The sequence below is a fragment of the Clostridium sp. UBA1652 genome (genome assembly GCF_002320975.1).
Lineage (GTDB): Bacteria > Bacillota > Clostridia > Clostridiales > Clostridiaceae > Clostridium_T > Clostridium_T intestinale.
In genome coordinates, this window is the sequence record NZ_DCLI01000070.1 from 40,976 (window position 1) to 53,909 (window position 12,934).

The following is a 12,934-nucleotide window of genomic DNA, read 5'->3' on the forward strand; positions in this document are numbered from 1 at the left end:
AATTATTTCATTTTAATTTCACAAATAAATACACTCTAATGAGTGTATTCAGCTGCTAAAATACTATCTTTTTTAAAATATCTAACTTGATTTCTTAAGTGGCAAAAGGCTTTAATATTTTCATCATTTACACCTAATACATCTATATTTCTTTTAGTTATATTATTGTCTTTACCCATGTAGATAATTGTAACAGCTTTATGATTTTCTATAGATTTTTTTATTATATCCATTACTAATCACCTCTTTAATATATTATAAACTATATTAAAAGTATATGCAAACATTTGTTCTCATATTCGTTTTATTCGTAAAAAAAGACACCCTAAGGTGTCTTGTATTATTTAGCTATTTTATCCATTATTTCTATCCTTGAATCTCCTAAAACCTTGGCAAGTTGTGGAGATATTATTCCATTCTTATACACTCTCTCCCCATTAGAATCAATAATCTTTTTTACTCTTTCTTCTAACTTTTCATAGGTAATAAGATTTTCTAAATACGAGTCTATTGAATCCTTTAAAAATGTTGCTAATTCCTTTGGGTTTTTATATACTGTTCTCATTTTAAACTCCTTTGTATTTCATTAATTTAGAATATTATATATTATAATATTCTAAATTTCAATTTACTTCTATATTTTTCTTAAGTTATAAAATTGTTTTTTTTTAATATCTTATGTTAAACTTAAGTTAGACTAATTTATTGAGGGGGAAGTAAAGTGAAAAATTTCAAAAAAATATCTTTGTTATTAATTATATCTCTAATTTCTGTAATGGTTCTCGGATGTTCAAAAAAAGAGAAACCATCAACAGTTTTTAATAACTTAAAAGATTATTTAAACAAACAAGATTACAAATCAATATATACGTTATTAGATGAAGACTCAAAATCATATATTAGCGAAGATGATTTTGTAAATAAGTATACTAATATATTAGGAAGTTTAGGATCAAAAGACATATCTATATCCTCTGAGGAGTTATCTACTGTAGACAAAACTAAAGAAAGTACAGTTAGTATCCCTTTTACATTATCAATGAACAGTGATTTTGGTGAAATAGACCTCCCTGACTATTCACTAGATTTAACTAAATCAAATGATAAATCTAATCCATGGAAAATTAAGTGGAGTGAAAAACTTATACTTCCTGAATTAGAAAAAGGAGAAAAGGTAAAATTTCAAAGAATAACTGCTGTCAGAGGAGAACTTATGGATAGAAATGGAACTAAGCTAGCTTCAAACGGCAAAGTGGCTTCTGTTGGAATACATCCACGTAAGTTTCTTACAGCTAAAGATTCTAATATACAAGCCCTATCCTCAATACTTGATTTAAGTATTGACTTTATAAAAGATAAGTTTAAAGATGCTGAAAATAAGCTAGATGAGTTTATTCCACTAGTTAAAATTTCCTTAAATGATAAAGAAAAAATTCAAAAAGCTACCAGCCTTCCTGGTGTACAATATATGGAGGTTTCCTCAAGAATCTATAATGGAGGAGAAGCTATAGGGTCATTAATAGGATATACTGCTCCAATAACTGCAGAAGAGCTTGAAAAAAGTTCAGATAAAGGTTACGGTTCTACTAGTAATATTGGCAAAGCTGGTTTAGAACAAGTTTTTGAAACAAGACTCAAAGGAACAGATGGATTTAAGTTAACCGCAACAAGAGATGGTAAAGATGTTACAATACTTCAGAAGGAATCATCACCTGGTGAAAATATAAAACTTACTATAGATTTACCACTACAACAAAAAGTTTATACTGAAATGAGCGGTAAAAAAGGTGCTTCTTCCTCACTAGATCCTAAAACTGGTGAAGTTTTAGCATTAGTTAGCTCACCTTCTTATGATCCTAACATTTTTGTAACTTATAGATCTGATACATTGAAGAAACAAATAGATTCAACTTGGTCTAATATTTCAGTAAACAGATTTAATAATTCCTATGCTCCAGGCTCAATATTTAAGCTTGTTACAGCTTCTATTGGATTAGATCAAGGAGTTATAAAACCAGATGAAGCATTAGATATTAAGGGAGCATCTTGGCAAAAAGACAGTTCTTGGGGTGGCAAAACTATAACTACTACAGTTGATCCTGGAAAACCTGTAAATCTTAAAGATGCTTTTATATACTCACACAATATTTATTTTGCACAACAAGCATTAAAAGTTGACAAGGATAAGTTTGTAGAAGGAATTAAATCTTTTGGTATAGGTGAAGATTTACCTTTCCCATACCCTATGGCAAAAAATCAAATATCTAGTGACAATTCCTTAAAAACCGATGAACTTCTTGCAGATACAGCTTATGGACAAGGGGAACTTTTAATTACACCTTTACACGCTGCTTTAATGTATAGCGCAGTAGTTAATAATGGTAATATAATGAATCCTATAATTGAAATTAGTGATTCTAATCCTCAAAAGATATGGAAAGAAAATGCTATAAGTAAGGATAACATAGATATATTAAAAAATGATTTAATTGCAGTTGTAAATAGTCCGGAAGCTACAGGTAATTTAGCTAAAATAAATGGAGTTAACATAGGTGGAAAGACTGGTACAGCTGAAATAAAATTAAATCAAGGAGATACTGCAGGCACTGAGAATTCTTGGTTTGTTGGAATAAACATGGATAATCCTAAAATGGTAATCGCAATGATGATGGAAGATACTAAATCCATAGGAGGCACACATTACCTTGTACCTAAAGTTAAAAATGTTCTTCAATATTCTTTAGGTTCATAATAAAAAATAGCTATGCATATTAAAATGTATAGCTATTTTTTATCTTTTAATTTTTCTACTCTATAACCAATTTCTCTGTTACTTTTCCTATAAGCTTCTATTATGAGCTCTTCTTTAGTTGGCTCTTGCCCTAATAGAGCATCAATTGTGAGTTGATTTCTAGTGCTGAAATATTTTTCTAAAATTCTTTCCTCTAATTCATCTTGAGAAGCTAATGTTCCTTCATGTAATATATGTTTAACATCGAAGCCTTTTTCCCTTAAAGCTCTTCCTACTAGTATTGCTCTATGACAATTAATAGGATCTTGCATAGCTCCCATCAAAGCTATTTTATACCCTTTATTTAAACCATTTTTTAATCGTTTTATGCCTTCCAAAAAATGTTCATCTCTCATAGCTTTTTCAAAATCTGCATAGCCTTCCTTTGTATAAGAACTTCTATTCATTCTTTGAGCTGCAAACTCTTTACCCATATAGATATATAAATAACCCCTATCAGTAAGTGTTTTTCTTATTGTCTCTTTATTAAATTGAACATTGTATTTTGAATAGGGTGTTCCCCTTATATCTATTACGCAATCTATATTAAAAATTTTAAGCATATCTATTAACTTTTCAACAGAATAATTAGAATGTCCTATTGTATAAATTTTCATAAATTATACTCCTTACTAATATCTTTGGTAAACTTGATTTTTATCAAGATATCCGCTGTCTATTAAAACCCTATCTAAATTATTTTCATCAACTAACACAGGGGTGAGTAAAATAGTTGGAACATCTTTTCTTCCATTATTAACAGTTGTACTAGCATCCACAGGATCTCCTTTTGAAAGTTTTACAGCAAGATCAACTGCCTCCTTTCCAAGTTCTCTACTATCTTTAAAAACAGTCATGCTTTGGGTACCATTTACAATTCTTCGAGCTGCTTCTAACTCTCCATCTTGACCTGTTACTAATACCTTTCCAGCTAACCCTTGCTCGTCCAATGCTCTAATTACAGCACTTGCAATATTGTCATTAGGGGATAATATTGCAACTACATTATTATTATTTTCTACAAGTGCATTTTTAACTATATTATATGCATTTAATGGATTCCAATCAATAACTGGTGCTTCTTTTACTATATTTATATATCTTTGTAGTACACGAGGTCTTATATACTCCATAGCTCCCTCTCTAAGCAGAGATGAATTGTTATCCGCTGGGTCCCCAAATAGAATTATATAATTTCCTCTTGGAGCTTTTTCTATTAAATATCTTCCTTGAATCTGCCCAACCCTTAAGCTGCTGTATGTTATATATGCATCTATATCTGCATCTAGTATTAATCTATCATAAGCTATAATTTTAATTCCAGCCTTTTTTGCTCTATCAAGTACAGGGGCTAAGCTTTTAGAATTTATAGGAGCTATTATTAGAACTTGAACACCTTGATCTATCATCTCATCTATTTGCTCATTTTGCCTGTTAGCATTATTTTCAGCTATAGTAACTCTAAGTGGCACTCCTAACATATCAGCCTGCATTTCCATAGCTCTTCCATCTATTGCCCACCTATTCTGTATTTCACTTGGTAATGATACTCCTATTGATCCTTGTCTGTTTCCAATATATCTATCTATAAATTGATTTCTCCAGTTGTATTCATATAATTCCACTGCTTTGATTTCTAATATCTCGCTACAAATATAAAGAATTGGTACTAAAAAAGTATCTGGTAGTGATATATACATTTTTACCTCTAACTATAATTACTCCTTAATACATAGAATACTCTTTTTGTATTCATTTATTACTTTACAAAATTATTTATTTTTATTAATTATAATTTAATGCACTTTTAAATAATATGACGTACTATTGTCATGTTATTTGATTTATAATAAAGATAACTAATTATAAGAGGTGATATAATGCCAACTCCTTTAAAATACATGTACGATGAAACTTTCCTTAGTAATTTTGCTAAAAAAATACATAGAGTATATGATAAATTTAATATAGATAGTTTTATACATACAGTAATGGACAATTCTTGGGAAAGTCTTGAGCTAAAAGAGAGAATTCGTAAGATAACTCTTGCACTAGGTGAACATCTCCCAACTGAATACGAAAAAGCATTAGATATATTATTCTCTATTGATGAATCTTGTGTTGGATTTCCTTATTTATTTTTCCCTGACTTTGTTGAAGTATATGGTCAAAATGATGAATATTGGTCCCTATCAATGAAGGCACTTGAAAGATTCACAATTAAGTCATCATCTGAATTTGCTGTTAGACCCTTTATACTTAAAAAGCCTGAAGTTATGATAGTCCAAATGAAATCTTGGGCTAATAGTTCAAATGAACATGTTCGAAGATTAGCTAGTGAAGGTTTAAGGCCCCGTCTACCTTGGGGAATGTCTCTTCCAATTTTTAAAACAGATCCTATTCCAGTTTTATCTGTACTTGAAATATTAAAAAGTGATGAATCACTTTATGTAAGAAAAAGCGTTAGTAATAATTTAAATGATATCTCAAAAGATAATCCTAATTTAGTATTAGAAACAGCTTTAGCTTGGAAAGGTGTAAATTCTAATACCGATTGGATAATAAGACATGGTTGTAGAACTTTAATAAAAAGGTCGCATCCAAAAGCTCTTGAACTTTTCGGTTATTCTCTTAATGGCAGCAATGATTTTTCAATAAAAAAAGCTTTACTGAAAATAAATCCTTATAACATAACCATAGGAGATAGCTGTGACCTTCATTACGATTTAAAACTTGAGGTAAATAGAAAAACTAAAATTAGAATAGAATATAAGATAGATTTTATAAAAGCTAAAGGTAAAAAATCCAGCAAAGCCTTTCTTCTATCAGATAAAGAAATTTCAAAAGATATTAATATAGAAGGCAGGCGTACTCATAGCTTTAAAGATTTGACTACACGTAAACATTATCCTGGAGAGCACTCTATAACTCTTCTCATAAATGGTAATGAAGTTTCTAAAGATACTCTAATCCTTAAGTAAAATAAAAGCACTTAGAAAAATCTAGGTGCTTTAACTTTGTTGTATACTTCATTTCAAAGTCTTAATTATATATGATAAGCTTGCTCGTTCAACCATCAACTACATTATCCTGACCATTTATAATACTTTCTCAAGCTCTTCTTTAATATTATTTGTAAGTACTCCCCCATGATAGCATATAATCTTTTCTATATTATAGGGCATAAACTTTTTTATAGACTCTTTTGCACTAATCATATCTAAGGTATACTCAGGATTAGCAATAAATAAATGACCTTTTTCAATAACCATTGCATCTCCAGTAATTAAGGTTTTGCTTTCTTTAACATATATTGATATATGTCCCGGCATATGCCCTGGAGTATTTATTATCTCTAGTCCACCACAATAATTAAGAACTTCTCCATCTTCTACACATTTATCTACATAAACATTCTCTAAAGCTTCAAGCTGCTTTTGAAACTCTCTAGCACCAACTTTTTCTTCTTCTGGAAGCATATCGTAAATATCTTCTGCCTGCTTTAACCTTAATGATTTTACTTTTCCGCTTACATATTTCTCTTCTTCTAAAGATGAAATAATCTCAACACTTGGATACTTTCTTTTTATCTCTGCTAAAGATCCCATATGATCGTAGTCATGATGTGTAATTATAACCTTTGTTAAATTACTTATATCTACATTATTTTCTTTAGCTGCTTTTTTTATTAACTCTAATGAATTTGGATAACCGCAGTCAATCAAAATCATTTCTTTATCATCCCTTAAGATCACAGGAAAAATACTATTAACTGAATCATTATAAAAATATTTTAATTCCAATACTTCTAAAGTGCTCATTTTCGCCCTCCTTGATAAATCTATACTTAATACTATATCATATTATTTTTAATCTTATTGCTCATAATTGTTTCTGTATTAATAAAGTAAGAAGCAGTTAGTATTTCTACCAACTGCTTCTTACTGATTTTGTATTTATATTATAATTTAAATTTTAAATTATGATGTGATAATCATGTTATTTTTATGTGCAGCAATTCTATTTAAGTTTATCTTATGTTTGAATTTCTCAATTGATCTATTAATTATAAGTTCCTCTGGAAATTTAACTTCCTTTAAAACTTCATATGCTAAATCATATTTACAAATATCTGTATCTATATGAGCGTCACTTGATACTATAATTTCCACATCATACTTCTTGCATAGCTCTAACATATTAATGTTGTTTTCTCTAGCATTTTTTCTATTATTAATAGGATTTAAGGAGTTATTGTTAAGCTCTAAAAGTGTATTATACTCTTTAGCGGCTTGTACAATAACCTCATAATTTAAAGGACAATCCCCATCATCAGGATGACTTATAATATCTATTCTCGGATTCTTTATTGCCTCTATTATAGCATTTGTATTTTGTTCCATAGTTCCATGTGTATAACAATGATGATGTATTCCTGCTATTCTTATGTCTAACTTATCTATGATTCTATCCTCTAAACTAAGTTTACCATCATAATCTAAAATATTTATCTCAGCTCCAAGCATAAGTTCTACTCCATACATCTCTCTAGGAACCACTCGTAAGTTGGCAAAATAAATAGGTGCGCATGTTCCTGGTATTCCTGTTGCATGTTCTGTAATTCCTAACAATTTTAAACCTTTATTAGAAGCCTCTTTAGCCATTTCTCTTATAGTGCTATAAGCATGACCACTTGCTATTGTATGTGTGTGAACGTCCAATTCTATATTCATTTCTACCTCCTTGAAATATAACAATTAATTACACTAACTATTATACCTCTAATTTATTTACTTAGATTATAAAAAATAAAAAACCTCAATTTCTCAAGGTTTCTTATCTTATTAAAATTCAAAATATATCCAATTATCTATTTCCAGATCATTAAAATAGTACCTGAAGTTATAAGTGCTCCTGCTATAAATGTTTTTATGGTGAAATCTTCTTTTAATATGAAAAATGATAAAATCAATGTAAGTACTATGCTTAATTTATCAATCAATGCAACCTGTGCAACTTGTCCCAACGAAATAGCTTTATAATAAAATACCCAAGACAATCCGGTAGCTATACCTGAAAGTATTAAGAATGTCCAATTTTGCTTAGTTAAGCTGGTTATCCCTTTGTATCCTCCTGTACTTAAAACAATTCCCCATGCTAGAACTATTATCACTACAGTTCTTATAGCAGTAGCTAAATTAGAATCTACTCCTTTAATACCTATTTTGGCTAGAATTGATGTAAGCGCTGCAAATACTGCTGAAAGTATGGCAAATAATTTCCACATTCTTTACCCTCCCTATAAAAATCACTACTTCTTTACTTTAGCTTATTCTGATTTGATTAATTCGTTACAAAATTAAATATTTATTTTTAGTATTATAGCATAAATAAAAGTATACATTCTACTAAATTAAAGCTTAGTAAAAGTATACTTTAAAGCTTATTTTTCTAACTTTATTGATATTAAGAGTTTTTTACAGGATGCCTTATTACGGTTTTTAGTTTATCTAAGCTTGTTTTTCTAGGATCAGACAGATAAATTTCATGATGTCTTTTTATTATACCTTGTTCATTTATGGTAGAGATTGCATTTATCAAATTATTATCTTCTACATATTTATCTAACTTTTCTACAGTTTTAGGTTCATCATCATATGAACCAATGTGCATAATTTGAACACAAAGACCTTCTCTGAAACTTTGTAATCTAGCCTTAGAAACATTTAAATCAGGTTTCTTTCTTAATACCTCACTACATGCCCACTCAAACACCTCTTTTGTAACAAATTCAGGCTGTCTTATCATTGATGTCCACTCAAATTTATCCTTTTTAGTAAAATCCATTTCATCATTCTCTACCCACCAAAGACCTTCAAGCGGTGGAACAACATATTCGAAATAACCTTCTATATTATAACTTCCCTTTTTGCTCATCTTTATAGCATAAGATAAAGCATATAAAATTTCTACTGCAGATTTATATTCTCCTTCCTCATCATTTGGATTTCCTTTTCCATCTACCATAATAAAATTCATCTCTGGAACGTCAACCACCATTGGTTCATTTTTAGGCAGATATAAATCTTTAAACTCTTTTTTATAATCTAACTTAACTTGAGTCATTCTATTTTCTCCTCCTACTCTATTGGAATTATAATTTCAGTTATATAATTATTAGGGTTGCCTTTAAATATTTTACCTGGCCCTTTAATATATATTTCTCTTGATGGTGTTAAACATTTATAATTTTTATCTTTTGCATAATCTAATATGGATTTATAAGCCATATTTAGGCTCCCATAATCACCTTTATGAATTGTAGCAACTGCTTTTATCTTAGGTAATTCTTTTATTGTTACCTCGTCATTTTCAATTTTTTCTGATGTTGGTACACATAGTTCTATGTCGGCCTCTTCAGCATATTCACTATCATAATAACAGTTAAAAGGCTCTCCCACTGCTTTCCCTTTTATTGCTTTATATATTTTCCCAATATGCTTTCCTACATCGCTATACTTTCCTTTAAATCTAATTGATGCAACCCTCACAGCTTCAAGCTCTTTAATTTTAATTTCATAGCTCATACTAATCTCCTCTTCCTTATCTAAATTAATATAGAGGTCTATCTTTTTAAGTAATAGTTTTTCTTGCTGAATTTTCTTTTCTATTAACTCTTTCTTTTCTTGTAAATAATAAGATAAATCTGATTTATCCTCATAGCTATTAAGTAGATCTTTAATCTCAGAAATAGAAAAATCTAAGTTTCGTAACATCAGTATTAGCTCCGCCTTTTTAAAATCCTCTTCGCTATAATACCTATAATTAGTATCCTCATCTCTATAAGATGGAGTTAGTATATTTTCTTCATCATAATATCTTAAAGTCTTTACAGTCATATTTGTTATCTTTGAAAACTCACCTATTTTATACATTTCTTCCCCTCCATAACATCAGTATAACCTATCCCCTGCACTGGAAAGTCAATATATTTTCATAACACTGTTTCAATGTTACAATGTTCCAATGCTTCACTGTTCCGCTGTTCCTATGTTTTTATGTTTCTACGCAAGTATGTTTTTATGCAATTATGCTTCCCTGTTTTGCTGTTCCAATGCTGTTATGCTCCTATGATTTTAGAATCAAAAAAAAGAAGTTAAACTACAAAAAGATTTCTGTAGCTTAACTTTATGTTTAAACATCAACTTTTTCCATATGATTTGCATACCATCTACTAAATAGTATTTTCAAAGAAGCTGCAAGTGGTACTCCTATAAGCATTCCTATAAGACCACCAACATTTCCACCTATAAGTATTGCAAGCATAGTAAATACTGGATGTAACCCTACACTATCACCAACTATTTTAGGTGCTAATAGATTATTGTCTATTTGCTGAACCACAAGCATTCCTATGATTGCCCATACGGCAGTTATTGGTTCTCCACTTAATAAAGCCATAACTACAGCAAGTATAGTTCCTACAACTGGTCCTATATATGGTATCATGTTACAAATACCAGCTATTATACCTATAACTAAGGCATAGTCTATTCCTATAAGGAATAATGCAATTGTTGATAATACTCCAACCATAAATGCTTCTAATAGTTGTCCTTTTATATAATTATTAAAAGTATCATTGATTATATTAAATATTTCTTTCAACTTATTTCCAGACTTGCTCTTTCCAAAGATAAGATTAAAAATCTTATTCCATAAATCCATAAAGTATTCTGAATCCTTTATAAGATAAATACTAAGAACTAAAGCTATAAAAAATGTTGCAATATTTCCACCTGTATTAACTACAAAGTTCCCCATAGCCCCTATACTGTTTGTTACATATACCTGTATAGAACTTACTATTTGCGCTATTTTATCATTTAAATTTCCTCCAAGAAGAGAAATATTTAAACTTTCTAGCTTTTCACTTATAGAATTTACTGAAAGAGTTGAATTGTTTAAGTAATCAGTTAAATACGCGGTCATATTTGTTATGGATGTATTATTTGAAAGTTTGCCTCCAACCATGATATATATACCAGAAATTATAGCTATAAATATTGCCATTACTAATATGTACATAGTTACTATTCCAACTGTTCGTCTTGTGCCTTCTTTTTTAAATATGTTATTTTTTCTTAAAAATTCTTCAATAAATTTAACTCCAGGATAAAGTAGATATGCTATTATTAATGCTATAAAAAGAGGCTTTACTAACTGCATAAAATATCCTATTGTTCGTGAAATAAAATTAATTATTCCTCCTATATTATCGAAAAGACTTATACCCGCATAAATTAAAAGAGCCGTTCCTGCAAAATATAAGCAATACTGTATTAGTTTTTTATCTAATTTCATTAATGCCAAATCCTCCTGAATAATGTATTATAATTTTCATTACCTTATTATATGGTTATTTATAATTATAATAAATATATGTCAATCAGTAAAGAACAAATAATTTCTAATATGTAAAAACCATTATCACAAATGCAATAATGGTTTTTATTTTATAAGCTTTCTAATTCTTTACATATATTATCAATTTCGTTATAACTGCTTGTCATATCTACTATGCTTTTATTTAATTCATTTATTGCTAAAAATATTTGCTCCATAGATGCTGCTGTTTCTTCAACATTATCGCTGATATTATGAACAGAATCTAAGGAATCTTTCATAGATTTCTCTAATATTCTATACTGAGAACTAACATTTTTTGAATGACTAAGTACATTCGAGGTATTAGAATTAACATTTTTAAATAAATCTTTTACATCATTTGTATGGTCATTACAAGCCTGTATAGATTTTTGCTCTTTAAGTATTTGATTTGCAACTACTTGCGTTTTATTTGATATATTATTAAGTATTGATTCAACTTTATCTGTTGATGCTTTTGAGTCCTCTGCCAATTTTCTAACTTCTTCAGCTACTACAGCAAACCCCTTACCATGTTCTCCAGCTCTTGCTGCTTCAATTGATGCATTAAGTGCCAAAAGATTCGTTTGCTCTGATATTTCTGTAATACTGTTTATTATTTGTACTATTTTGCTATTTTCTTCACTTAGCTCAGTTATTAATGAAACTACACTAGTAATATCTGAATTAACCTTATTCATTTCTGATGATAGTATATCCACTTTATTTGTACCTTCTAACACAACATTTTCCGTAGACCTTGAAAGTTCTTCCATAGTTCTTATTGCGTTTGTAACTTCCTCAACCTTTTCTACGCCGACTTCCATGACAGATTTCATGCTGTCTACTACCTCTACTTGATTTGAAGCTCCTGCTGAAACCTCACTAGTTGAGCTTGTAATCTCCTCTGTTATCTGACCTGTTGAAGAGATTCCATTTCTTATTTTTTTGTTAGCATCTGTTAAAGTTTTTATAGTGGTGTATATCTTTTCTAATAATACTTCTGCTTTTTGTTTTGCCTCTTTCGTTTCTTTATGGTTGTCTTCTATGTTCTTATATATTGTTTTTGTTATAAATGCATTAATAGATAGTACAGCTGATGCTGCTACAATGTATAATATGTAAAATATCAATTCTTCATAGCCTACAGAAGCAAATAGGCTTGTCTTATATGTTAAAAAGAAATATATGATTAATGCTGAGGATACCAGAGCCTCTATTATCAATACTTTAAAATCTTGATAAACACTAATAAGCATTACCCCATAATAAATCAAAATAAAATTTGCCCAATTAGGATCAGATATAAACATTATAAATATTACGACCCCATACATAAATATCCCAAAATACATAGCCGGTATGATTTTTTTTCTTAGCACTAGAATGATGTCAACTAAAGCTAAAGGTATAGCTGCCGCTATTAAAATCACTATAGCCTTTTGATCTACTTTCAAAATAACATCAAATATAACTCTTAATATTACGGATCCTATAAATCCTGCAAGCATAATCTTATTTTTTAAATCAATGTTCTTTTTATAATCCATTGTCTTTCCCCCTCTTAGAGATTGTATAATAATCATCCTTAATATGTTTTAATATCCATCTATATATATTTTCGTCATAATCTCCCTAATAGTTTATCATGTTATTATATTTTCTTCTATATTATCTCAAACTTTATTACATAATTCCTCATTTTTCACTAAAGGT

At 29.3% G+C, this 12,934-nt stretch carries 13 protein-coding genes; 2 read left to right on the plus strand and 11 right to left on the minus strand.

All coding sequences use genetic code 11. The features are described 5' to 3' along the window. Positions 1 to 35: 35 nt before the first annotated feature. Positions 36 to 233, minus strand: a complete 198-nt coding sequence (locus B3N22_RS14200; protein WP_021802392.1) for a hypothetical protein — start codon at positions 231 to 233, stop codon at positions 36 to 38. Positions 234 to 340: 107 nt separating this feature from the next. Next, the gene (locus tag B3N22_RS14205) at positions 341 to 565 is read right to left on the minus strand and encodes a TIGR04540 family protein (protein ID WP_021802393.1); all 225 of its coding nucleotides are present in this window, start codon (positions 563 to 565) and stop codon (positions 341 to 343) included. 156 nt (positions 566 to 721) lie between these two features. Between B3N22_RS14205 and B3N22_RS14210 the strand changes: the two genes are divergently transcribed. Further along, the gene (locus B3N22_RS14210) at positions 722 to 2,752 is read left to right on the plus strand and encodes a penicillin-binding transpeptidase domain-containing protein (RefSeq protein WP_238904201.1); all 2,031 of its coding nucleotides are present in this window, start codon (positions 722 to 724) and stop codon (positions 2,750 to 2,752) included. A gap of 32 nt (positions 2,753 to 2,784) precedes the next feature. On the opposite strand, the gene B3N22_RS14215 is transcribed toward B3N22_RS14210, so the two are convergent. Together B3N22_RS14215 and B3N22_RS14220 are read right to left on the minus strand one after the other, a co-directional pair. Continuing rightward, on the minus strand, positions 2,785 to 3,408 hold the full coding sequence (locus tag B3N22_RS14215) for a DUF488 domain-containing protein (protein ID WP_238904198.1): 624 nt from the start codon (positions 3,406 to 3,408) through the stop codon (positions 2,785 to 2,787). Between the two features lie 15 nt (positions 3,409 to 3,423). Continuing rightward, a complete protein-coding gene (locus B3N22_RS14220; protein ID WP_286908151.1) occupies positions 3,424 to 4,491 on the minus strand; it encodes a sugar ABC transporter substrate-binding protein in 1,068 nt (355 codons plus the stop codon). Positions 4,492 to 4,671: 180 nt separating this feature from the next. On the opposite strand from B3N22_RS14220, the gene B3N22_RS14225 reads away from it, so the two are divergent. Continuing rightward, a complete protein-coding gene (locus B3N22_RS14225) occupies positions 4,672 to 5,772 on the plus strand; it encodes a DNA alkylation repair protein (RefSeq protein ID WP_286908153.1) in 1,101 nt (366 codons plus the stop codon). 117 nt (positions 5,773 to 5,889) lie between these two features. On the opposite strand, the gene B3N22_RS14230 is transcribed toward B3N22_RS14225, so the two are convergent. From B3N22_RS14230 to B3N22_RS14260, 7 genes are all read right to left on the minus strand, one after another. Then, positions 5,890 to 6,612, minus strand: a complete 723-nt coding sequence (locus B3N22_RS14230; RefSeq protein ID WP_286908155.1) for an MBL fold metallo-hydrolase — start codon at positions 6,610 to 6,612, stop codon at positions 5,890 to 5,892. 159 nt (positions 6,613 to 6,771) lie between these two features. After that, positions 6,772 to 7,524 (minus strand): phosphatase, encoded by a 753-nt coding sequence (locus tag B3N22_RS14235; RefSeq protein WP_286908157.1) that lies wholly within the window; start codon positions 7,522 to 7,524, stop codon positions 6,772 to 6,774. 137 nt (positions 7,525 to 7,661) lie between these two features. Continuing rightward, on the minus strand, positions 7,662 to 8,078 hold the full coding sequence (locus tag B3N22_RS14240) for an EamA family transporter (RefSeq protein WP_073016933.1): 417 nt from the start codon (positions 8,076 to 8,078) through the stop codon (positions 7,662 to 7,664). Between the two features lie 179 nt (positions 8,079 to 8,257). Then, positions 8,258 to 8,917, minus strand: a complete 660-nt coding sequence (locus B3N22_RS14245; protein WP_286908159.1) for a GyrI-like domain-containing protein — start codon at positions 8,915 to 8,917, stop codon at positions 8,258 to 8,260. A 14-nt stretch (positions 8,918 to 8,931) separates the two neighbouring features. Then, the gene (locus B3N22_RS14250; RefSeq protein WP_286908161.1) at positions 8,932 to 9,726 is read right to left on the minus strand and encodes a MerR family transcriptional regulator; all 795 of its coding nucleotides are present in this window, start codon (positions 9,724 to 9,726) and stop codon (positions 8,932 to 8,934) included. Positions 9,727 to 9,985: 259 nt separating this feature from the next. Next, positions 9,986 to 11,155, minus strand: a complete 1,170-nt coding sequence (locus B3N22_RS14255; protein ID WP_238904182.1) for an AI-2E family transporter — start codon at positions 11,153 to 11,155, stop codon at positions 9,986 to 9,988. Positions 11,156 to 11,307: 152 nt separating this feature from the next. After that, positions 11,308 to 12,768 (minus strand): methyl-accepting chemotaxis protein, encoded by a 1,461-nt coding sequence (locus tag B3N22_RS14260; RefSeq protein WP_238904180.1) that lies wholly within the window; start codon positions 12,766 to 12,768, stop codon positions 11,308 to 11,310. Between the last annotated feature and the right edge of the window lie 166 nt (positions 12,769 to 12,934).

What these genes read in the sequence shown, in the direction of transcription:
- B3N22_RS14220 (WP_286908151.1), bottom strand. Translation starts at nt 4,491, where the DNA reads ATGTATATATCACTACCAGATACTTTTTTAGTACCAATTCTTTATATT.
- B3N22_RS14205 (WP_021802393.1), bottom strand. Translation starts at nt 565, where the DNA reads ATGAGAACAGTATATAAAAACCCAAAGGAATTAGCAACATTTTTAAAG.
- B3N22_RS14260 (WP_238904180.1), bottom strand. Translation starts at nt 12,768, where the DNA reads ATGGATTATAAAAAGAACATTGATTTAAAAAATAAGATTATGCTTGCA.
- B3N22_RS14245 (WP_286908159.1), bottom strand. Translation starts at nt 8,917, where the DNA reads ATGACTCAAGTTAAGTTAGATTATAAAAAAGAGTTTAAAGATTTATAT.
- B3N22_RS14250 (WP_286908161.1), bottom strand. Translation starts at nt 9,726, where the DNA reads ATGTATAAAATAGGTGAGTTTTCAAAGATAACAAATATGACTGTAAAG.
- B3N22_RS14255 (WP_238904182.1), bottom strand. Translation starts at nt 11,155, where the DNA reads ATGAAATTAGATAAAAAACTAATACAGTATTGCTTATATTTTGCAGGA.
- B3N22_RS14240 (WP_073016933.1), bottom strand. Translation starts at nt 8,078, where the DNA reads ATGTGGAAATTATTTGCCATACTTTCAGCAGTATTTGCAGCGCTTACA.
- B3N22_RS14230 (WP_286908155.1), bottom strand. Translation starts at nt 6,612, where the DNA reads ATGAGCACTTTAGAAGTATTGGAATTAAAATATTTTTATAATGATTCA.
- B3N22_RS14235 (WP_286908157.1), bottom strand. Translation starts at nt 7,524, where the DNA reads ATGAATATAGAATTGGACGTTCACACACATACAATAGCAAGTGGTCAT.
- B3N22_RS14225 (WP_286908153.1), top strand. Translation starts at nt 4,672, where the DNA reads ATGCCAACTCCTTTAAAATACATGTACGATGAAACTTTCCTTAGTAAT.
- B3N22_RS14200 (WP_021802392.1), bottom strand. Translation starts at nt 233, where the DNA reads ATGGATATAATAAAAAAATCTATAGAAAATCATAAAGCTGTTACAATT.
- B3N22_RS14215 (WP_238904198.1), bottom strand. Translation starts at nt 3,408, where the DNA reads ATGAAAATTTATACAATAGGACATTCTAATTATTCTGTTGAAAAGTTA.